The organism is Thioalkalivibrio versutus (genome assembly GCF_001020955.1).
GTDB lineage: Bacteria > Pseudomonadota > Gammaproteobacteria > Ectothiorhodospirales > Ectothiorhodospiraceae > Thioalkalivibrio > Thioalkalivibrio versutus.
Window position 1 is genome coordinate 2,371,334 of the sequence record NZ_CP011367.1, and the last position, 19,800, is coordinate 2,391,133.

At 66.7% G+C, this 19,800-nt stretch carries 21 protein-coding genes and 1 pseudogene; 7 read left to right on the plus strand and 15 right to left on the minus strand.

The annotated features are described in order from the left end of the window. Positions 1-65: 65 nt before the first annotated feature. From lepA to rpoE, 7 genes are all read right to left on the minus strand, one after another. Positions 66-1,874, minus strand: a complete 1,809-nt coding sequence (lepA, locus tag TVD_RS10940; RefSeq protein ID WP_047251604.1) for a translation elongation factor 4 — start codon at positions 1,872-1,874, stop codon at positions 66-68. Then, positions 1,871-2,110 (minus strand): glutaredoxin family protein, encoded by a 240-nt coding sequence (locus TVD_RS10945; RefSeq protein WP_018168141.1) that lies wholly within the window; start codon positions 2,108-2,110, stop codon positions 1,871-1,873. Before TVD_RS10945 ends, lepA begins: the two co-directional genes overlap by 4 nt. Before the next feature lie 110 nt (positions 2,111-2,220). Then, positions 2,221-3,645, minus strand: coding sequence for a DegQ family serine endoprotease (locus tag TVD_RS10950; RefSeq protein WP_018144066.1), 1,425 nt, complete (start codon positions 3,643-3,645; stop codon positions 2,221-2,223). A gap of 81 nt (positions 3,646-3,726) precedes the next feature. Continuing rightward, positions 3,727-4,215, minus strand: coding sequence for a SoxR reducing system RseC family protein (locus tag TVD_RS10955; protein ID WP_018144067.1), 489 nt, complete (start codon positions 4,213-4,215; stop codon positions 3,727-3,729). 22 nt (positions 4,216-4,237) lie between these two features. Next, the gene (locus tag TVD_RS10960) at positions 4,238-5,224 is read right to left on the minus strand and encodes a MucB/RseB C-terminal domain-containing protein (protein ID WP_026305876.1); all 987 of its coding nucleotides are present in this window, start codon (positions 5,222-5,224) and stop codon (positions 4,238-4,240) included. A 6-nt stretch (positions 5,225-5,230) separates the two neighbouring features. Further along, complete coding sequence (locus TVD_RS10965; RefSeq protein ID WP_018144069.1) at positions 5,231-5,797, minus strand: sigma-E factor negative regulatory protein; 567 nt, start codon at positions 5,795-5,797, stop codon at positions 5,231-5,233. A 12-nt stretch (positions 5,798-5,809) separates the two neighbouring features. Next, on the minus strand, positions 5,810-6,391 hold the full coding sequence (gene rpoE, locus TVD_RS10970) for an RNA polymerase sigma factor RpoE (protein WP_018168138.1): 582 nt from the start codon (positions 6,389-6,391) through the stop codon (positions 5,810-5,812). 144 nt (positions 6,392-6,535) lie between these two features. Here rpoE and nadB point away from each other — a divergent pair, with 144 nt between their 5' ends. After that, positions 6,536-8,176: an L-aspartate oxidase gene (gene nadB / locus TVD_RS10975; protein WP_018168137.1), complete on the plus strand. Its 1,641-nt coding sequence runs from the start codon at positions 6,536-6,538 to the stop codon at positions 8,174-8,176. 192 nt (positions 8,177-8,368) lie between these two features. Here the strand turns inward: nadB and TVD_RS10980 are convergent, their stop codons facing one another. Genes TVD_RS10980 through TVD_RS10990 form a run of 3 tightly spaced genes read right to left on the minus strand, consistent with a single transcriptional unit; the run spans position 8,369 to position 10,804 of the window. Further along, the gene (locus TVD_RS10980; protein ID WP_018144072.1) at positions 8,369-9,097 is read right to left on the minus strand and encodes a ferredoxin--NADP reductase; all 729 of its coding nucleotides are present in this window, start codon (positions 9,095-9,097) and stop codon (positions 8,369-8,371) included. Further along, positions 9,094-10,008, minus strand: a complete 915-nt coding sequence (gene mazG / locus TVD_RS10985) for a nucleoside triphosphate pyrophosphohydrolase (protein WP_018168136.1) — start codon at positions 10,006-10,008, stop codon at positions 9,094-9,096. Before mazG ends, TVD_RS10980 begins: the two co-directional genes overlap by 4 nt. Positions 10,009-10,051: 43 nt before the next feature. Then, positions 10,052-10,804 carry an MBL fold metallo-hydrolase gene (locus TVD_RS10990; protein ID WP_018649727.1) on the minus strand — a complete coding sequence of 251 codons (753 nt, stop codon included), beginning with the start codon at positions 10,802-10,804 and terminating at the stop codon, positions 10,052-10,054. A 216-nt stretch (positions 10,805-11,020) separates the two neighbouring features. On the opposite strand from TVD_RS10990, the gene TVD_RS10995 reads away from it, so the two are divergent. From TVD_RS10995 to lipA, 6 genes are all read left to right on the plus strand, one after another. Continuing rightward, positions 11,021-11,260, plus strand: a complete 240-nt coding sequence (locus TVD_RS10995; protein WP_018168134.1) for a BolA family protein — start codon at positions 11,021-11,023, stop codon at positions 11,258-11,260. Positions 11,261-11,280: 20 nt separating this feature from the next. Continuing rightward, a complete protein-coding gene (locus TVD_RS11000; RefSeq protein ID WP_047251605.1) occupies positions 11,281-11,685 on the plus strand; it encodes a hypothetical protein in 405 nt (134 codons plus the stop codon). Then, positions 11,682-12,236: a hypothetical protein gene (locus tag TVD_RS11005; protein ID WP_047251606.1), complete on the plus strand. Its 555-nt coding sequence runs from the start codon at positions 11,682-11,684 to the stop codon at positions 12,234-12,236. The genes TVD_RS11000 and TVD_RS11005 overlap by 4 nt, the downstream gene beginning before the upstream one ends. Positions 12,237-12,322: 86 nt before the next feature. After that, a complete protein-coding gene (locus TVD_RS11010; protein WP_018938403.1) occupies positions 12,323-13,534 on the plus strand; it encodes an HDOD domain-containing protein in 1,212 nt (403 codons plus the stop codon). 6 nt (positions 13,535-13,540) lie between these two features. Further along, positions 13,541-14,746 carry an HDOD domain-containing protein gene (locus tag TVD_RS11015; protein ID WP_047251607.1) on the plus strand — a complete coding sequence of 402 codons (1,206 nt, stop codon included), beginning with the start codon at positions 13,541-13,543 and terminating at the stop codon, positions 14,744-14,746. 62 nt (positions 14,747-14,808) lie between these two features. Beyond that, complete coding sequence (gene lipA / locus TVD_RS11020; protein WP_018168129.1) at positions 14,809-15,765, plus strand: lipoyl synthase; 957 nt, start codon at positions 14,809-14,811, stop codon at positions 15,763-15,765. Positions 15,766-16,111: 346 nt separating this feature from the next. Here the strand turns inward: lipA and TVD_RS14950 are convergent. The 5 genes and pseudogenes from TVD_RS14950 to TVD_RS11040 form a co-directional block, all read right to left on the minus strand. Beyond that, positions 16,112-16,317: pseudogene (locus tag TVD_RS14950) on the minus strand (hypothetical protein). Positions 16,318-16,688: 371 nt separating this feature from the next. Beyond that, on the minus strand, positions 16,689-17,393 hold the full coding sequence (gene lipB / locus TVD_RS11025) for a lipoyl(octanoyl) transferase LipB (RefSeq protein WP_047251608.1): 705 nt from the start codon (positions 17,391-17,393) through the stop codon (positions 16,689-16,691). After that, a complete protein-coding gene (locus TVD_RS11030; RefSeq protein ID WP_018144082.1) occupies positions 17,390-17,653 on the minus strand; it encodes a YbeD family protein in 264 nt (87 codons plus the stop codon). Before TVD_RS11030 ends, lipB begins: the two co-directional genes overlap by 4 nt. Continuing rightward, positions 17,650-18,537 (minus strand): D-amino acid aminotransferase, encoded by an 888-nt coding sequence (locus TVD_RS11035; RefSeq protein WP_047251609.1) that lies wholly within the window; start codon positions 18,535-18,537, stop codon positions 17,650-17,652. The genes TVD_RS11030 and TVD_RS11035 overlap by 4 nt, the downstream gene beginning before the upstream one ends. Before the next feature lie 14 nt (positions 18,538-18,551). After that, positions 18,552-19,799, minus strand: a complete 1,248-nt coding sequence (locus TVD_RS11040; RefSeq protein WP_047251610.1) for a D-alanyl-D-alanine carboxypeptidase family protein — start codon at positions 19,797-19,799, stop codon at positions 18,552-18,554. Position 19,800 lies beyond the last annotated feature (1 nt).

Here is a 19,800-nt window from a genome sequence, read left to right on the forward strand (position 1 = left end):
CGTGTCCTCTGTTCCCGGTCCGCCGGGGATCGCCCTGCGACCCGTCCGGGCCGCAGGCCTGGTTGTTACTTCTTGTCGTCGTCTACCGACAGCACCGCGAGGAAGGCTTCCTGCGGGACATCCACCCGGCCGATCGACTTCATGCGTTTCTTGCCGGCCTTCTGCTTTTCCAGCAGCTTGCGCTTGCGCGAGACATCCCCGCCGTAGCACTTGGCCAGCACGTTCTTGCGCATCGCCTTGACCGTGGAGCGCGCGATGATCTTCGACCCGATCGCCGCCTGGATCGCCACCTCGTACATCTGACGCGGGATGATCTTCGCCATGCGTTCGATAATCTGGCGCCCGCGCGACTCGGCGTGGTCGCGATGCACGATTGCCGACAGCGCATCCACCCGGTCGCCGTTGATCAGGATATCCACACGTACCAGCGGCGCCGCCTCGAACCGCAGCGGCTGATAGTCGAACGACGCATAGCCACGGGTCGCGGACTTCAACCGATCGAAGAAGTCCAGCATCACCTCGGACATCGGCAACTCGTAGGCCAGCTGCACCTGGCGCCCCAGGTACTGCATCTTGGTCTGCGACCCACGCTTTTCCACGCACAGCGTGATCACCGCGCCGACATACTCCTGCGGGACCAGGATATTGGCCTCGATGATCGGCTCGCGGATCTCGCCGATCTCGTTGTTCGGGGGCAGCTCCGAGGGGTTGTGCACCATGACCACCTCGCCGTCGCTTCTTTCCACCTCGTAGACCACGGTGGGCGCGGTGGTGATCAGGTCGAGGTCGTATTCACGCTCCAGGCGCTCCTGCACAATCTCCATGTGCAGCATGCCGAGGAAGCCGCAGCGAAAGCCGAAGCCCAGCGCCTGTGAGGTCTCCGGCTCGAAGGACAGCGCGGCATCGTTCAGGCGCAACTTGTCCAGGGCATCGCGCAGGTCGTTGAAGTCCTCTGCACTGACCGGGAACAGCCCGGCAAACACCCGCGGCTGAACCTCCTGGAAGCCCGGAACGGGTTCGGAGGCCGGGTTGTTGAAGTCCGTGAAGGTATCCCCGACCTTGGCCCCGGAGATGTCCTTGATGGTCGCGATCAGATAGCCGACATCGCCAACCTCCAGGGTCGTGCGATCCACCGGCTTGGGCGTGAACACCCCCACCCGGCTGACCTCGTGGGCACGCCCGACCGACATCGCCTTGATCTTCTGCCCGGCGCGGAAGCGCCCGGCCTTCACCCGCACCAGCGCGACCACGCCCAGGTAGTTGTCGTACCAGGAGTCGATCACCAGCGCCTTGGGTGCAGCCTCGGAATCGCCCTCCGGCGGCGGGATACGACGCACGATCTCTTCCAGCAGTTCGGCCATCCCCTCGCCGGTCTTCGCGGAGACTCGCAGGGCGTCGGTGGCCTCGATACCGATCACATCCTCGATCTCGGCCGCCACCCGATCCGGCTCGGCGGCCGGCAGGTCGATCTTGTTCAGGACCGGCACGACCTCCAGGCCCTGGTCGAGCGCGGTGTAGCAGTTCGCGACGCTTTGCGCCTCCACCCCCTGCGACGCATCGACCACCAGCAGTGCACCCTCGCAGGCGAACAGCGAGCGCGACACCTCGTAGGAGAAATCCACGTGCCCCGGGGTGTCGATGAGGTTCAGCTGGTAGCGCTGACCATCCTGGGCGTCATAGAACAGCGACACGCTCTGCGCCTTGATGGTGATTCCGCGCTCGCGCTCCAGATCCATCGAGTCCAGCACCTGCTCCGACATCTCGCGCTCGGTCAGGCCGTTGCAACCCTGGATCAGGCGGTCCGCCAGCGTGGACTTGCCATGGTCGATGTGCGCGATGATGGAGAAATTGCGGGTAAGGCGGGTTTCGGTCATGCAGGGGCCAGTAGGTCCAGCAGTGCCTTTCGGTCGAGGAAATGGCAGCAGAGAATGTCGTCGTCGACCGCGAGCACCGGGACCTTGACGTTGAAACGCGCCTGCAGGTCCGGGTGCTCGTCGATGTCGACGACCGTAAGCGCGAAAGTATAACGGCTTTTGAGGGCCATGATCTCGGCCAGCATGTCATGGCAGAGACCGCAGCTCTCGCGATGATAAAGGGTCAGTTCGGTCATCCAGAAACGATTGGGAGGGCTGCCGAACCCGCCGGCAGCCCTCCCGTTCTCCATTGCTGCCCCGCAGCACCCGCGCCGTTGGACCCGCGCGAGCGCAGCACGAGGCGGTTTCAGTCCCGCGGAACGCGCAGGGCGATATAGGTCGGATTGCCACCACGGTACACCAGTACCGGCACCGTGCGCCGCTCACCCACCTCTTCGATCCGCTTCTCCAGGGTCTCCACCGAGTCGACCGCATGGCCGCCAAACTGGACGATCACGTCGCCGGAGCGCACCCCGGCCGAGCGCGCCGGATTGTCGGTGACGTCCCGGACCACCAGGCCGCCATCGACGTCCAGCTCTGCGGCACGCTCGGCATCCAGCGGCTCCAGGACCATCCCCAACAGGCTTTGCGGCTCGGTCCGCTCCGGGGCCTCACGCTGCGGCCCCCCGCGCTGGGCGGAGATATCCTCCGGCAGACGCTCGATCTCGACGATGATGGTGCGAGTCTCGTCACCACGGCGCACCTCGACCTCGGCCTCGGCGCCCACCGGCGTGCGCCCGACAATCGGCGGCAGCGCGGACGAGTTCGGCACCTCGATGCCGTTGAACGACAGGATCACGTCCCCGGTTTCAAAGCCGGCCTTCTGCGCCGGACTGTCCGGCTGCACGCGCGAGACCAGCGCCCCGGCCGGCTTGTCCATGCCGAAGGAGTCGGCCAGCTCGCGGGTCACTTCCTGGATCAGCACACCCAGCCAGCCACGCGTCACCTCGCCGTGCTCGCGCAACTGCTGTACCACGTCGCCCACCATCTCGATCGGTACGGCAAAGGACAGCCCCATGAAACCGCCGGTCCGGCTGTAGATCTGCGCGTTGACGCCAATCACCTCGCCATCCAGGTTCAGCAGCGGCCCGCCGGAGTTGCCCGGGTTGATGGCCACATCGGTCTGAATGAACGGCACGTAATTCTCGCTCGGGAGGCTGCGCCCCTTGGCACTGACGATGCCGGCGGTCACCGAGTGGTCGAAGCCGAACGGTGAACCGATCGCCAGCACCCATTCGCCAACCTTCAGATCGGACGAGGAGCCCAGTTTCAGGGTGGGCAGGTTCTCGGCGTCAATCTTGAGCAGGGCCACATCACTCTGCGGGTCCTTGCCAACGATCTCGGCGTCGAACACGCGCCGGTCGGACAGGTGCACGACAACCTCCGAGGCGCCCTCCACCACATGGTTGGCGGTGATGATGTAGCCATCTTCGGTATAGATAAACCCGGAACCCAGCGAGTTGCGCTCGAAGCGCTCAGGCCCGCGCGGGCCCTCGCCACCCGGGCCGCCAAAGAAGCGCTCGAACAGGTCCTCGAAGGGCGAGCCCTCGAAGTCCGGCATCTGACTGCGATGCGGGTTCTCGCGCTCGCGGGTGGTCGCGATATTCACCACCGCCGGGCTGTGTTCCTCCGCCAGCGGCACGAAGTCCGGCAGCATGCGCGCCGAGGCCGGCAGCGACAGGGCGAGAAAGGTCAGGGCCACCAGTGCCCATTGCATCGGTTTCATCATCATCCAGCCCGCATTGGGAAGTCGTAGGTTCATGGCTCTAGAAAGCCGGCCCGGCCACAAGTTCCCGACGACCGGCGCGAAGATTCAGGGCCGGGGCGCAGCCATGGGTGCCGCAGCGCGGTGGGTTCCCGTGGCCGGATGGCGCTCCAGCAGCACCGGCGCCAGATCCGGGGCGCGCCGGCGCAGCCAGGCGCGCACGCCGAGCAGCCCGCCCGCGAACCCCAGGGCCCCGGCCAGCAAATGAAAGCCCTCCCCGAGTCCGGGCACGACCAGCATCAGCAGTGCCGGCGCCGCCACCAGGCCGGCGAGCGGCAACAGGTACATCGCCAGGGCCCCCGAAACCAGCGCCTGATCGCGAATACCCAGGGTCACGGTATCTCCCGGCTGCAGCGAGCCGGGATGGCCGATGGACACCTCCACTGCCTTGCGGCCCAGCACCTCGGACAGGACGCCGCTGCCGCAGCCCGTCCGGGCCGAACAACTGCCGCAGGTCGAACGACGCTCGATACGCACACGCGCCGCGTAGCCCTCCACCGAGAGCACGGTTCCCTGTTCGCGGATCCATTCACTCATGCTTGCGAGCCCATGTGGCGATTCAATTGCCGGGGTGATGCACCACGGCGTCCAGCACGCCCCGCACCGTCGCCTGCGGGACATCGCCCACCGCAGTGACCTGGTGCCCCGCGATCGAACGCGCGGCCCCGTGCGTGGCCCCGGCACGTGTCGTGCCCTCGAACATCTGCTCGCCGCTGGCCTTCTCGATATAGACCGAGACCGAGGCCAGACCGTCGCTCAACACGAAATGACGCAGGCTGGCCTGGTCGTCTCCGACACGGCGTTCGGACGCGGCAATCGCGGAAAAGCCATCCGGCAGTTTGGCAAAGCTCCAGCCGTCCATGCCGGTCTGCTCGTCCCAGTCGGGCTTCTTGTGCCCATGGTCGGCTCGCACCTCGACATGCTCGGCGTCCTCGCGGGTCGCCTCGAGGGCGGTTTCCGCGACCTCGTCAAGATGCTCAAGATCGGTAAAGGCCAGGCGCTCAAGCAGCGCCCCGTGACCGTCGTACAGTTCGCTGAGCAAGGGGAGCGCGGTCGCGGTGTGCAGGCAGTAGCGATGGCTGTAACGCAGCATATCGCGGGCACGCGCTAGGATCATGCGGCACTCGAGTCCGGCGACACGGTCCACGCCCATGTCTTCCAGGGCGTAGTGATCGTGATGTTCGAGCAGGAAGACTGGCGCTCCGGCCGGCCAGTGCGGGGCCCCTCCACCACCTTCGCCGGCTGCGGCCCGGGCTCCCTTCAACGCGCTCAGACGGTCGACCGACCGCAGGATCTCGCGGTGGCTTCCGGTCAGGGTTTCCAGGCGCTCGCGGTAGCCACCGTTCTCGGCGGCGTGCACCACACGAATGGCGTCCAGTCGGTCATCCCGCTGGAGCACGAAAGTTCCCTGGTAACTCTCCGAATGCAGGCTACTGGTCATCCGCTGCAGCCAGTCTGCCGGGGATTGATCCCCGGCCAGAACCGGCAACGGAACACAGCAAAGTGCAGTGGCGGCAACCAGGACGAACGGTAGGCCGCGGCGCATCACGCGTTACTCGTCACTCACCGAGTAACGAACCCGGCCCAGGGCGGTAGAACCCGGCCCGGTCAGTTCCGCGTGATTTTCGAGGTAGCGGGCAAAGCGTGGGTCCAGCGACTCGCGTCCGGCGGCCGGGGCCTCGACGTCGGAGGTACTGGCCCGCTGCACGCCATCGGCGACCTGTGCCGGGGTACGGGTCTCGCTGGCGACCGGAGCGGCCTCCTGCGTGCCCGTGTCGGGCCCCAGCATCTGCATCCCGACAAGGGTCACCATCGCGACCGCGGCGGCCACACCAGTGCCCGCAACCGGCTTCAGCCAGCGCGGCTGCGCCGGCTTGTGGGCAGCCGACAGCGGCGCCTCGTCGGCCAGGGCCGCATGGACACCGTCCATGAAGTTCGCGGGGGCCGTGCGGCGCATCCCGCCGCGCAGACTATCGCCGATCAGGTGATAGCGTTCCCACTGACCGCGGTCCTCTTCGGACTTGACCAGTTCATCCATCAGGCGACGCGTCTCGAAGTCATCCGTTTCTCCGTCCACCAGGGCCGAAAGACGTTCATTCTTTGAGACTTGCTCTGTCATGTCGCTACTCGTTCAGTTGTTGTCTAACAAAGGACGCAAGGTCCGGTCGATGGCCTCGCGGGCCCGAAAGATACGCGACCGGACCGTGCCGATCGGGCATCCCATCGTCTGCGCGATTTCCTCGTAACTCAGTCCCTCGATCTCGCGCAGTGTGATGGCCATCCGAAGGTCGTCGGGCAGTTCCTCGATGGTGCGACGCACCGCCCCTTCAATCTCTTCGGACAACAGCTCCCCCTCCGGGGTTGCACTGTCCTTCAGGGCGGAGTCACCGCCCATCTGTTCCGCGTCCTGCGCATCGATTTCGGCCTCGGGCCGCCGCCGTCCCTGGGAGACAAGGTGATTCTTGGCCGTATTGATGGCGATGCGGTAGAGCCACGTATAGAACGCACTCTCGCCGCGAAAGTTCGCCAGCCCCTTGTAGGCCTTAATAAAGGCCTCCTGAGACACGTCCAGGGCCGCTGCATGGTCATGGACATAACGCCCAACCAGGTTGACGATCTTGTGCTGGTACTTCAGCACCAGGACGTCGAAGGCCGCCTTGTCGCCCTTCTGAACTCGCTTGACCAGGGCCTCGTCGGAAGCCTTCTCGCTCATGCGGGGACTCCCGCCAACACGCCAGTCTCCGGTATTCTATGTTGCATGGACCGCCTGACTCGCATTAAGTTCGCTTTGCGCACAACACTGTTGCGCAAGGGCCACAATTCGCTCTGGCAACAAGCGCAGCACGTTACCTGACCCATGGGGACAGTACAACAACCGCGCCTGGCGGACGTCCTCGTGATTGGAAGCGGCGCGGCGGGGCTCTCCGCAGCCCTGCATCTGGCCCCGCACCGTCGCGTCACCGTGATCAGCAAGGGCCCGGTGGACGAGGGTTCTACCCGCTATGCCCAAGGCGGAATCTCGGCAGTCCTCGACCGCACCGACTCCTTCGATGCCCACATTCAGGACACCCTGGACGCGGGCGCGGGCCTGTGTGACCCGGACGCCGTGCGCCGCACCGTGGCGGCGGGCCCCGAGGCGATCCACTGGCTACTCAACCTCGGCGTGCCGTTCACCCGCGAGCCGCTCGAGGGCCGCAGCCGGCTGCACCTGACCCGCGAGGGCGGGCACAGCGCCCGGCGCGTCGCGCACGCCGCCGATGCCACCGGGCGAGCCATCGAAGAGGCCCTGGTGCGCAGCGCCTCGGGCCAGGGCAGCATCGAGGTGTTCGAACGCCACGTGGCCGTGGACCTGATCACCCAACCAGTGGACGGCACCCGCCGCGTGGTTGGCGCCTACGTGCAGGACGCCAAGACCCGTGAGGTGGAGACCATCCTCGCCCCGACCGTGATCCTTGCAACCGGCGGCGCCAGCAAGGTCTACCTCTATAGCTCCAATCCGGACGGCTCCACCGGCGACGGCATCGCGATGGCCTGGCGCGCCGGGTGCCGCATCGCCAACATGGAGTTCATGCAGTTCCACCCGACCTGCCTGTTCCATCCGCGGGCCAAGTCGTTCCTGATCTCCGAGGCGGTCCGCGGCGAGGGTGGTGTCCTGCTCCTGCCAAACGGCGAACGCTTCATGCCGCGCTTCGACGAGCGCGCCGAACTGGCCCCGCGCGACATCGTCGCCCGCGCCGTCGACCACGAGATGAAGCGCCTCGGCATCGACCACGTGAACCTCGACATCAGCCACAAGCCGGCCGAGTTCATCCGCGAGCACTTCCCCACCATTCACGAGCGCTGCCTGGAATTCGGCTTCGACATGACCCGCGAGCCGCTGCCGGTGGTGCCGGCCGCGCACTACACCTGCGGCGGCGTGATGGTGAACCACTTCGGCCAGACCGACCTGCCGGGGCTGTACGCCGCCGGCGAGGCCTCCTACACAGGTCTTCACGGCGCGAACCGTATGGCCAGCAACTCGCTCCTGGAGTGCCTGGTGTATGCCCGTGCCGCGGCCGACCACATCCTGTCGCAGACCGATTTGCCCGCCCCCGAGAATCTCCCCGTGCCGCCGGCCTGGGACGAGTCCCGAGTGACCGAGTCACAGGAGGAGGTGGTGGTCGCCCACGACTGGGACGAGCTGCGCCGGCTGATGTGGGACTACGTCGGGATCGTGCGCGCACGCGAACGCCTGCACCGCGCCGAGCGGCGCATCCGCATCCTGCAGGAAGAGATTCACGAGTATTACAGCCACTTCCGCATCTCCCCGGACCTGCTGGAACTGCGCAACCTGGCCATGGTCGCCGAGATCATCGTGAAGAGTGCCCTGTCGCGCAAGGAAAGCCGCGGGCTGCACTTCATCCGCGACTACCCGGACACCGACCCGGCCCTGGACGGCCAGCCGACCATCCTCGCCCCCGAAAACGCCCTGCGCCCGGGCGACACCCGCCGGCCGTAATCCTTCTGGGTTCGAGCACCGCGTCTGCCTTTCCCCCCTCATTGCAAGGAGCGGCAGGCGACGAAGCAACCTCCGTGCGGAACCACTGGATCGCGACAGGCTGACCACCACTCTGCAAGCTTCAGGAGGTTGCTTCGTCGCCTGCGGCTCCTCGCAATGACGCGGGCTGCGAAAAGCACCGAGCGACCGCCATTACCACCACTTCTCGTATTTCAGCTGCGCCTCGGGGATGCCCCATTCCGCCAGCAGGGTGGCCATGTCCTCGATGAACTCGCGCGAGCCACAGAAGTAAAACAGCGCATCGCGCGGCAGATCGAGCGACTCCAGCAGCCGATGGCTGATACGTCCGGTGTGGCCCAGCCAGTCCTCGGCCTCGCGGGTCACGGTCAGGCTGACGTCGATATTCGGCGCCTTGGCCATCGCCTCCAGCTCCTGCGGGAACAGCACCTCGTCCTGGTGCGCCACGCTGTACACCAGATGCGCATAGACCTCGGGCATGTCGGCATGAATCGCGCGCAGGATGCCGAACAGCGGCGTCACGCCGATGCCGGCCCCCAGCAGCACGACATTCCTTGCCATGCCGGGCTCGAAGAAGAAACTGCCCTGTCCCGGCGTGATGTACACGGTGTCGCCTTCCTGCGCGACCGCGTGCAGGTGATGCGTCGCGTGGTGGTGGTCAGCGTACTTGATGGCCAGTTGCAAGCGGCCATCCGCGCGCGGCGCGGACACGACCGAATAACCACCGACGAAGGGCTTGCCCTCGGGTTGCGGGATCACCAGATCCAGCCACTGGCCGGCCTTGCTGGTAAAGCGCTGCGGGTCCGCGGCCAGGGTGAACACCTTGATCAACGGGGTAACCTGCTCGATCGACTCGATCCGGGCCGGCAGGAAATGGTCGGGCAGTTCGACGGCGTCGCTCATCTCGGGTCCTTGGTCTCGGATTCGTCGTAAGGCTGGCGCTCGCGGCGCCGCGCCTCCTGATAAAGGGTCTCCTGGGCCGCGAAGTCCAGCGCCCCCAGGGTCTCGCCGCACGCGGCGGCCAGGGCCTCCATATGCCGGAAGCGGGCCTCGAACTTGCGCGTACTTCCGCGCAGCGCCCCCTCCGGATCCACACCCAGGTGGCGCGCCCAGTTACTGACGGCAAACAGCACGTCGCCGACCTCCTCGGCGATGCGCGCCTCGGCCTCGCCCTGATCCACGGCCTCCTGCACCTCGGCCAGCTCCTCGTGGATCTTGGCGACCACCGGCGCCGGATCGTCCCAGTCAAAACCGAGCCGGGCGGCGCGGCGCTGGCTCTTCACCGCCCGCGACAGGGCCGGCAGAGCCAGCGGGATGTCGTCCATGGCGCTGGTCTGGGCACGATCGGCACGCTCCCGGGCCTTGTCCTCCTCCCAGGCCGCCTCGCGCTCCGCATCCGAGGCATGCTCGACATCGGCAAACACGTGCGGATGCCGGCGCACCAGCTTGTCGCCGATCGCGCGCGCTACATCATCCAGATCGAAGCGCCCGGCCTCCTCGGCGATGCGCGCCTGGAACACGACCTGGAACAGCAGGTCCCCCAGCTCGTCGCGCAACTCGCGGGTATCCGCGGCCTCGCCCTGATCGCGCGCGATCACGTCGGCCAGTTCATAGGCCTCTTCCAGGGTGAACGGGACGATAGTCCCGGCCGTCTGCGCCCGGTCCCAGGCACAGCCGGATTCGGGATCACGCAGCCGCGCCATGATCGCCCGCAGGCGGTCCAGCGGACCCGGCACGTCAACGGGTGTGTGTTCGGTCATCGCGGGAGTGTACGGGGTCCGGCAGGCGGTAAAAACCGCCCACCGGATGAACATTCGGAACCGGTAGCTCCTGGCGGGGCCACCGGAAGGGGTCGAACTAGCCCTGCTGATCGGTCTCGCAGAGGCGCCTCTTCTCGTCCGGCAGGTTGTCGGGGCAGATCCCGCAACCCTCGTTGCCCGGCAGGGCCCAGTCGATCTTCTTCGGGTACGGCAGGTCCATCTCGTCCATGATCTTCACGAACTCCGCCTCCGGCTTGCCTTTGCCCAGGCGCGGGTTGCGCATCTTCTCCTGGCCGATGGTGGTGATCTGGCGCTCTTCGTAATCGTGCGCGGGATACACCAGGGTCTCGTCCGGCAGGGTGAAGAACTTTTCGTGAATCGAGTGATAGAGCGTCTTGGCATCCCCCGACTGGAAGTCGGTGCGGCCACAGGCCTCGATCAGCAGGGCGTCGCCGGAGAACAGCATTTTCAGGCCCACGTGATCCATCAGGTAGGCGTGGTGCGCATCCGTGTGTCCCGGGGTATAGAGCGGGTTGACCACCAGGTTGCCCACCTGGAAGGGCTCGCCCTCGCGCAGGCCGAAATCGCGACACGGCAGTTCGTCCATCGCCGGCCCGCCCAGCTTGCAGCCGGTCTTTTCGCGCAGCATCCGGGCGCCGGTGATGTGGTCGGCGTGGATATGGGTCTCGATGACGTAATCGAGGCTCAGGCCCATCTCCTGCAACACGCGCATGTCGCGGTCGACGGTTTCGATGACCGGGTCGATCAATGCGGTCTTACCGGTATCCGGGCAGCTCAGAAGATAGGTATAGGTGGACGACTCGTCCTCGAACAGTTGCTTGAAGATCATTGCGATTGCCTCCATGGCCCGGCGGGCCGAACGTTAGTGACCTGATGCTAGCGCAGCCAACCCGGAACAACCCAAACCAGCCCGACAATCCATGCAGGTGTTTTCCTACGAACCCGTGCCGCGGGAACGAGTTCCCCGCGTGGGGGAACTTCTGTCGGGCCCATCGCCCGGCTATCATCCGCGGCTGACCAATACGCACCAATCAGGGGACTCATCATGGATGCCAATCAAGTGGCCGAACTCATTCGCGCCGGCCTGCCGTCGGCCGAGAAGGTCGAGGTTACCGGAGGCGAGGGCAAGTTCGAGGCCCTGGTCGTCAGCCCACAGTTTGCTGGCATGAACGCGGTCAAGAAACATCAGACCGTCTACGCCACCGTACGCGAGCAGATCGACTCCGGCGAACTCCACGCCCTGTCCATCCGCGCCTTCACCCCCGAGGATGCCCCGAGCGCCTGAGGCGTTCAGCGCGCGTGCCGATGCTGTCGCCCAAGGGTCGCGAGGAGATCGAACGCCTGCTGGAGGGCGGCCTGGTACACGACTGGGGCGAGGCCGAGACCACCCTGCGCAACGTCACGCGCATGCTGCTGACCACCCGCCCCGACCTCCTGCGCCTGTATTTCACTCCCGAGGCCTGGGAGCAGATTACCGCCTGGCCGCAGAAGAAGGCCGCCAACGCGATCATCGCGGCGTTGCGCACCGGCGTGGTGGACACCCTGGGGCGGCCCGCCATCGCCAACCGCGAGCAGGCGCGGTTCTATTTGCTGTGCTTTCAGGACGACCTCACCGAGCGGGTCGACGCCTGGTGCCGCGAGCACCCCGAGGAATGCCCACGGCGCAGCCGCAAGCGCACCACGGCCCTGCCCGACGACTCCTACACATGAACAACCCCGCGATCCAGACCTGTGGCGACCCGGCCCTGCAGGACGCGCTCGTGACCCTGTTCGCCCGCTACGGCCTGCGCCTGGTCGCGCACCCGGCCCAGGCGCCGCTGCCCGGCAGCTGGTGGGGCGAACCCGAGGCCGGGATCGTCGGCCATGACGTGCATGTGCGTCCCGACACCCCCATCCACTCGGCCCTGCATGAGGCCGGACATGTCATCTGCATGGACGCAGGACGGCGCGCCGCCCTGCATACCAATGCGGGCGGCGACGACCTGGAGGAGTGCGGCGTATGTTATCTGCAGATCCTGCTGGCCGACGAGATCCCCGGCGTCGGCCGCGACCGGCTGATGCGGGACATGGACGCCTGGGGCTACAGCTTCCGCCTGGGAAATACCGCCGCCTGGTTCCGCGAGGACGCCGCCGATGCGCGGGGCTTTCTGCAAGCCCATGACCTGATCGACGCCGCCGACCGACCGCGCTTCGCCTGCCGTGGGGCGGCGTCAGCGCTTCCCGCCTCCGGATCGGATGCTACACTGGCACCAGTCGAGTAACCCGCGCAGCGGGTACGCCCCGCGGCCCGCCACGCGGCGCTGCAGCGCGGGAACGGATTGGCACAGCACGGATCGGGAACCGCCCCATGGATAGCACCAGCATTGATGCCCTGCTTCAGGACCTGGACCTGACCTCAAGCCTGTCGGAGCAAGCCCGCAGCGAACTGGCCTCGGCCTGCCTGGCCCGGGAACTGGACGCCGGGCGGCGCCTGCGCCCGCAGGAGGTCGAGGATCGCTACCTGTTCCTGGTACGCGGCCAGCTGGTCCGCGTCAGCGGCGGCAATCCGGCCCGCATCACCCTGGAGTCGACCGATCCCGACAGCCCCCTGCAGATGTTCGACCAGAACATCGGGCAGCAGGACTTCCTCATTACCGAGAAGACCTGTCAGTTGCTGGAGATCCCCACAGCGGCGCTGAAGAAGGCCCACAGTGCCTCGCTCGTAGTGCACGACACCGACCTGGACGACACCGAGGGTGCCTTCTTCGGCGAGCTCTACGACCTGATCACCAGCAATCGGCTGGAATTGCCGACCATGCCGGAGATCGCGCTGCGCATTCAGGAACTGACCAACGATCCGGATGCCGACCTGGACAAGCTCACCGAGGTCATCCAGCGCGACGGGACGATCGCCGGTGCGCTGCTGCACGCCACCAACAGCCCGCTGTTTCGCGCCGCCAAGCAGATCCAGTCCGTGCGCGACGCGGTCAACCGCCTGGGCTTTCGCAACACCCGCATGCTGGCGATGAACATGGCCCTGCGTCAGGCCTTCAAGGCCAAGCACGCCTCGACCCGCGACGCGATGGAGTCCAGCTGGAAACACGGCGCCCTGCAATCGGCCTACAGCTACCTGATCGCGGACTCGCTGAAGCAGCTGGACCGCGAGCGGGCACTGCTGGCCGGGCTGGTCGCCGGGATCGGCGCGGTCCCGATCATCCAGTTCGTGGAACTGCGCGAGGACCACCCCGACCGCGAGCGCGTGCAATCGCTGGTGCGGCGCCTGAGCAATCTCGCCGGCGTCCTGGTAATCAACTACTGGGATCTGGGCGGCGACCTGGTAACGGTCGCTGAACACGCCGGAGACTGGGGCTATCGCGCCAGCGAACCGGACTACGCCAGCATCGCCCTGGTCGCGGAATGGGCCACCCGCCGCGCCGAAGGCGAGGCCGTCCCCGAGGCCACCGATGTCGCGGCCTTCGAGGTCCTCGGGATCACCCCGCCCCCACCCGGCGAGCCGATCACGTTCCTGGAAGAGCGCGCCGAGGATCTGGCAGAACTCCGCGCCATGTTCAACGTCTGAACCGCGGTGATCGAGCAACGCCTCCCCCAACTGCACCCGTTTGCCGAGCTGAGCGACCGGGCCCGCGACAAGCTACTGCAGCACGCCCGGACCATGACGGTGGATCCGGGCTTCAAGCTGCATGCACGCGACGAATTCCGCAGCATGATCTTCCTGCTGGAAGGCCGCATGATCCTGGCCAGCGGGCGCAATTCGGTCATGTTGAAAGGCGACAGCAGCGAAGCGCTGAACCCCCTGTTCGATGCGCACGACTACCACAGCCATGCCATCGCCGCGACTCGCTCGACCCTCGCCATGCTTGATCGCAAGGTCTATGAAACCCTGATCGACGGCGGCGGCCAGGACAGCGTCGAGGTCAGCGAGATCGAGCTATCCGATCTCGAGGGCGAACTGTTCAGCAGCATCTACACCCATGCCTACTCCGGGGAACTGGCCCTGCCCCAGCTCCCCGAGGTTGCCCTGCACCTGCAGCGGGCCCTCAAGGACCCGGATGTCTCCATCGCCGAGGCCACCCGCATCATCGAGGAAGATCCGAGCGTGGCCGGCCGCCTGCTGAGTGTGGCGAACAGCCCGGCCATGGGCAGCCGCCGTGTCGTCTCGCGCCTTCAGGATGCCGTCGCCCGGCTTGGACTGGAACGCACCCGCCAGTTGGTGATGGCCCTGGCGATGCACCAGGTCTTCATCCATCGCGACAACCCCTACCATGAACTGCTGGAACGCCTGTGGCGGCGCTCCGCACGCATTGCCGCGGTCAGTTGCGTGCTGGCCGACCAGTGCGAGGCCGCCGATCCGCAGAGTGCGTTGCTCGCCGGCCTCCTGCACCGAGTCGGGGCCTTGCCGGTCATCGCCGAGGTCGCCCGCACCCATCCGGACCGAACACCCGGGGAAGTGGAACGCGTACTGTTCCGGCTGGAAGGCCTGATCGGCGAACTGGTTGCCCAGCAATGGGACCTGGCATCCGATATCATAGAGGCCATTCGCGATTCCGGCGGCCCGGAGAATCCGGAGGCTCACGCCCTGACCGACATCGTGCGAATCGCCCGCGCCGCATGCCCGCGGGATGCCGAAGACGACCTGCTCTCCGACCGCATCCCGCTCACCGACCTGCGGGCAGTGGAACGCCTCGGCTTTATCCTGGACGAGGACGGCAACCTGCCCGCCAGCGAGACGGCTAGGCAGGAAGTCGAGGCGCTGATCCGCGAGGTTGCCTGAGCACGCCCGATCGCCCCACACCGGCCGCACAACCCGGCCGCCACGAAATTCAGGGAAGGTCCATGGACACTCGAATCCGCCCCCAGCCCGGTGAAAAACAGCGCGCCGCCGACAAGGTCGCGCGCATCCCGGTCAAGATCCATCCCACCGAGAAGCCCCAGCGCAAGCCCAAGTGGATCCGCGCGCAAAGCCAGGCACGGCCCGAGGTACAGCGCATCAAGGGCATCCTGCGCGAGCAGAAACTGCACACCGTCTGCGAGGAGGCGAGCTGCCCGAACCTCGGCGAATGCTTCGCCCACGGCACCGCCACCTTCATGATCATGGGCGACATCTGCACCCGCCGCTGCCCGTTCTGCGACGTCGCCCACGGCCGCCCCGAGGCCCTGGATGCGGACGAGCCCCGTCACCTGGCCGAGACCATCCAGGCGCTTGGCCTCAAGTACGTCGTGATCACCTCGGTGGACCGCGACGACCTGCGCGACGGGGGTGCCGGGCACTTTGTCGACTGCATCCGCGAGGTGCGCTCCCTGAATCCGGGCATGAAAATCGAAATCCTCGTACCGGATTTTCGCGGTCGCATGGATCGCGCGCTCGAAATCATGCAGCAGGCCCCGCCAGACGTCTTCAACCACAACCTGGAGACGGTCCCGCGCCTGTACCGCGAGGCCCGCCCGGGCGCCGACTACGCCTGGTCGCTGGAGCTGCTCCGGCAGTTCCGGGAACAGCACCCTGGCGTGCCGACAAAGTCGGGCCTGATGCTGGGGCTCGGCGAGACCCGTGAAGAACTGCTGGAGGTCCTGCAGGACCTGCGCGACCACGGCTGCGACATGCTGACCCTGGGCCAGTACCTGCAGCCGTCGCGCCATCACCTGCCGGTGACGCGCTTCCTCTCCCCCGAGGAGTTCGACGAGCTCGGCGACCGTGCCCGCGAGATGGGCTTCAAGCAGGTGGCCAGCGGCCCGATGGTCCGCTCGTCCTACCACGCCGACCTCCAGGCCCAGGGCCTCGAAACCGCCTGACCCGTCCCGGGTGCCTTGCCGCGGCAACGCGTCCGGTGCGGCCTGGCTGCTCCGAACGTTCACGTGTCGTACCAGCGCAGCCCGTAGCTAGAGCGGCTTGAAAACCGATTGTTTACAGGGCCTCGCGCCACCGCCTGCCTGGTCGTGGCTGGCCCCGGTTCATCCTCTGGTGTTTACGGTGGCTCCGGTCCGCATACTGCCCGGCGCTGACTCGCCAGCGCGCCCCGAGGCACTTTCTTGCTTGCCCAAGAAAGTGCCCAAAGAAGGGCACCCGGATTCCGCCCGGGAACCTTGCTCCAGGGCCCTCGGGCCGGCGGCGCTGAACTCGCTGCGCCTGCGGCTTCGCTCAGACATCCAGCGCCTTCTCCCGGCCCGAGCACCCTTCCGCAAGGGGCTCCATACGGGAGGCGAAGGTCAAGACAGAAGGTGTTCCGTCCCCCGGACATAACAATAGGCAATGCCGTCCGAAGGCCCCGGCGCCCGCCGCGCGGGCGCGGCACGCAACGGCCAAAGGCCGAGCGTGCCGAAGATGTCCGAAAGCCTAGCCATCATCCACTGGCAAGAACGTTGGGATAGCCGTTGTTTTGACCTGCCTCCCCGTTGTCGTCGCGCCGAGTGGAGAGGCTTTTCGCGGGACGATTCTAATTAGACACGGGGCGCTGGATGTCTGAGCGGAGCGCAGCGTAGCGAGTTCAGCGCCGCCCGCGAAAAGCCTCGGAGCGAGGAAAACCCCGGCCCGCGTAGCGGGCCGGGGTCGCGGCAGTCGGGCGTGTTTCTTGGGTACTTCTTTGCACGAGCAAAGAAGTACCTCGCGGTGCGCTCGCGAGAGAGCGCGTGGCAGGCGGCGGACCGGAGCCACCGTAAACACCGGATGGCGAACCGGGACCAGCCACAACCCAGCCTTGGGAAGACCAGGCGACGTGTTACGGCGCCGGGCAACGCCCCAGCGCCTGCACGCGCACCAGTTCGGCGGGCAACGCCGCCTCATGCCGAAGCGCGACATCCGCCCCCTCGTACAGCTGGATGGCGAGATTCGCCAGGAGCGCGTCGCGAACGCGGTCGATTGCGACCGGACCACCAAGCTGGACCTGCATGGAGGTCGTCGGCAGGCCCGCATAGCCACAGGGGTTGATGCGCGCAAACGGCGCCAGCACCGGCGCCACGTTCAGGGCGAGGCCATGGATGCTGCGGGCGTGGCGCACGCGCAAGCCGAGGGCCGCTATCTTCGCCTGCCCGACATAAACCCCGGGCGCGTTGGCCCGACGTTCGGCCTCGATACCCCATTGGGCAAGCGTATCGATGATGGCCTGTTCCAGGCACTCGACCAGACGGCGCACGCCGATCCCGAGGCGCCTGAGATCCAGCAGGGTGTAAACGACGAGTTGGCCGGGCCCGTGATAGGTGACCTGCCCGCCGCGGTCGATCGCCACCACCGGCACGGCCCCAGGATCGAGCAGGTGCTCCGGACGGCCATTGCGTCCCTGGGTGAAGACCGGGGGATGCTGCACGCACCACAGGGCATCGGGGGCTTCGGCCGCGCGTTCGCGCCCATGCAGCTGCATCGCCTGCCAGACCGGGACGTAAGGGTGCAGCCCCAGCTCGCGCACCTCGACCGGGGCCGGTGTCACAGGATCATGCGCACCCGGTCGCAGCGGCCAAGGGAGCGGTAGAAGGCGTCCAGTTGTGCCTGGCTCGTCGCGGTAAAGGTGATGGTGATGCCGACGTAACGGCCGGCGCGCGAGGCCCGTTGCTCGATCACCGCGTCATCGGCATCCAGGTGTTCGGCCACGCAACCCTCTACGGCCTCCATCAACTCTGGATGGGCATCCCCCATCACCTTCACCGGGAACCGGCAGGGAAATTCGATCAGGGTCTCGCGGTCACTCATGCGGCACCTCCGGACTGCATTGGCTCACTCACGGGCGCACCCGGCTTAGCAGCCTGATAGGCCGCATGGAGGGCCTGCCAGACCGGACCAGGATGTCCCGCGCCCACGACCCGGTCATTAAGGCGGGTGACCGGGAGGATCTCGCGGGTCGAACTGGTCAGCCAGATCTCCTCGGCCCGTGCCAGCTCCGACTCGCTTACCGCGCACTCCTCCACCGGGTAGCCCAACTCGCGCGCCAGATCGAGAACCCGCGACCGCGTCACCCCGGGTAGCACCGAAGGCGCAAGTGGCGGCGTCACCAGACGGCCGTCGAGGACCACGAGGACGTTGCTGGCCGCACCCTCGGTGAGCTGTCCATCACGCAGCAGGATCGCCTCGACCGCACCCTGCTCGACCGCGGCCTGGCGGTTCAGGACATTGGCCAGCAACGTGGTCGCCTTGATGTCGCAGTGGCCCCAGCGGCGATCTTCGGCGGTCACGGCGGCCACACCCTCCGTGCGCACGGCCTCCGGTAGAGGACGGATCGGGCTCACCATCGCGAGGACCGTCGGCCGGGCATCCGGCGGGAAGGCATGATCGCGCGGGGCCACGCCGCGGGTCACTTGCAGGTACACCCCCAAATCCGGGGTAGCGGGATCGGCATTGCGCGCCAGCAGATCTTCCAGAAGCGCAGTCCACTGCCCCGCATCAAAGGGGCTGAGAATGCGGATGGCGGCGAGGGACCGATCCAGGCGCTCGAGATGCGCGGGGAGCATGAAGAATTCGCCCGCGTAGCTGGGAATCACTTCGTAGACCGAATCCCCGAACAGGAAACCGCGGTCCAGCGGCGAGATCCGCACCTGGTCCAGCGGCAGGTAGTCCCCGTTGAAGTAGGCAATACTCACGCGCAACCTGCGTGTCAGAACGGCCAGGCCGCCTGGATACCCAGCGCTGCCCCATCCCAAAGGCGGCGCACGAGGCCACCTTGCTCCACCGTGTGCAACGCAACCAGTGGCTGGGTACGGATCACTTCGCCATCCAGGCGCACGACCACCTCACCGACCGGGTCGCCCGCCGCCAGCGGTGCCTCCAACGGCTGGTGCACCTCCATCGAGGCGTCCAGGTCGTCCTCACGCCCCGGCGGAACCATCACCCAGAAGTCCTCGGCCAGCCCCACGGCGACCTCGGTATCCGCCCCGCGGTAGACCCGTGGCGTTCCCAGTTCGTGCGCCCCTTCGAACAGCTTGCGGGTCGCGGTGAAACGCATACCCCAGTTCACCAGCGCCTGGGATTCGTTCGCACGGCGGGTCCCGCCCTGCTGATGGTCGGCCGCCTCGATACCCATCACCGCGGCCACCAGGCGACGATCATTGCGCTTGGCCGACGACACCAGGTTGTACCCGGCGCTCGAGGTCCAGCCGGTCTTCAGCCCATCAAAGCCGGAATCGCGCCACAGGAGCATATTGCGGTTGCTCTGGGAGATGTCGTTGTACTCGAAGGACCGCTCGCTGTAGTAGCCATAGAGATCCGGGAAATCGCGAATGAGCGCCCGCGCCAGCAGCACCATGTCCTGCGCAGTGGTGTACTGCGACTCCTCGGAAGGCAGGCCATGCGGATTGGCAAAATAGGACTGGCGCATCCCCAGTTCACGAGCCTGGGAGTTCATCATGTCGACAAAGGCCCCTTCGGAGCCGGCCACATGCTCAGCCAGAGCGGTAGAGGCATCGTTCCCGGACTGGACGATCATGCCCCGCAACAAGTCCTCGACCGCGACCTCCTCGCCGACCTCGATGAACATCCGCGATGCCCCGGTCATCCCGGTGCGCCAGGCACGCTCGCTCACCGTGACCGTATCGTCCAGCGCCATGCGGCCCTCGGTGATCTCGCCGAACACCACGTAGGCAGTCATCACCTTGGTCAGGCTGGCCGGTTCGCGCTCCACTTGCGGCTCGCGACTGGCCAGCATCAGACCGGAGTCGAAGTCCATCAGCGCATAACTCACCGCCGTCACATCCGATGGCGGGCGCGGGATCCCGCTGGGGGTGATCGCCCCATCCCCGGCCACGGGCAGTTGCTGTTCCTGCGCGTGCACCGGAGCAAGCACCAGCATCGCGAGCAGGCAGGCCACCAGAAACGGCAAAAAGGGAATGCGGACGGACAGAGTCATG

Excerpts from the sequence above, each read along its gene's own strand:
- nadB (WP_018168137.1), top strand. The coding sequence starts at position 6,536 with ATGGGGACAGTACAACAACCGCGCCTGGCGGACGTCCTCGTGATTGGA.
- TVD_RS10995 (WP_018168134.1), top strand. The coding sequence starts at position 11,021 with ATGGATGCCAATCAAGTGGCCGAACTCATTCGCGCCGGCCTGCCGTCG.
- TVD_RS10950 (WP_018144066.1), bottom strand. The coding sequence starts at position 3,645 with ATGATGATGAAACCGATGCAATGGGCACTGGTGGCCCTGACCTTTCTC.
- TVD_RS10945 (WP_018168141.1), bottom strand. The coding sequence starts at position 2,110 with ATGACCGAACTGACCCTTTATCATCGCGAGAGCTGCGGTCTCTGCCAT.
- lipA (WP_018168129.1), top strand. The coding sequence starts at position 14,809 with ATGGACACTCGAATCCGCCCCCAGCCCGGTGAAAAACAGCGCGCCGCC.
- rpoE (WP_018168138.1), bottom strand. The coding sequence starts at position 6,391 with ATGAGCGAGAAGGCTTCCGACGAGGCCCTGGTCAAGCGAGTTCAGAAG.
- TVD_RS11030 (WP_018144082.1), bottom strand. The coding sequence starts at position 17,653 with ATGAGTGACCGCGAGACCCTGATCGAATTTCCCTGCCGGTTCCCGGTG.
- TVD_RS10980 (WP_018144072.1), bottom strand. The coding sequence starts at position 9,097 with ATGAGCGACGCCGTCGAACTGCCCGACCATTTCCTGCCGGCCCGGATC.
- lepA (WP_047251604.1), bottom strand. The coding sequence starts at position 1,874 with ATGACCGAAACCCGCCTTACCCGCAATTTCTCCATCATCGCGCACATC.
- TVD_RS10990 (WP_018649727.1), bottom strand. The coding sequence starts at position 10,804 with ATGATCTTCAAGCAACTGTTCGAGGACGAGTCGTCCACCTATACCTAT.
- TVD_RS11010 (WP_018938403.1), top strand. The coding sequence starts at position 12,323 with ATGGATAGCACCAGCATTGATGCCCTGCTTCAGGACCTGGACCTGACC.
- TVD_RS10955 (WP_018144067.1), bottom strand. The coding sequence starts at position 4,215 with ATGAGTGAATGGATCCGCGAACAGGGAACCGTGCTCTCGGTGGAGGGC.
- TVD_RS10960 (WP_026305876.1), bottom strand. The coding sequence starts at position 5,224 with ATGCGCCGCGGCCTACCGTTCGTCCTGGTTGCCGCCACTGCACTTTGC.
- TVD_RS11005 (WP_047251606.1), top strand. The coding sequence starts at position 11,682 with ATGAACAACCCCGCGATCCAGACCTGTGGCGACCCGGCCCTGCAGGAC.
- mazG (WP_018168136.1), bottom strand. The coding sequence starts at position 10,008 with ATGTTCATCCGGTGGGCGGTTTTTACCGCCTGCCGGACCCCGTACACT.
- TVD_RS10965 (WP_018144069.1), bottom strand. The coding sequence starts at position 5,797 with ATGACAGAGCAAGTCTCAAAGAATGAACGTCTTTCGGCCCTGGTGGAC.
- TVD_RS11040 (WP_047251610.1), bottom strand. The coding sequence starts at position 19,799 with ATGACTCTGTCCGTCCGCATTCCCTTTTTGCCGTTTCTGGTGGCCTGC.
- TVD_RS11000 (WP_047251605.1), top strand. The coding sequence starts at position 11,281 with ATGCTGTCGCCCAAGGGTCGCGAGGAGATCGAACGCCTGCTGGAGGGC.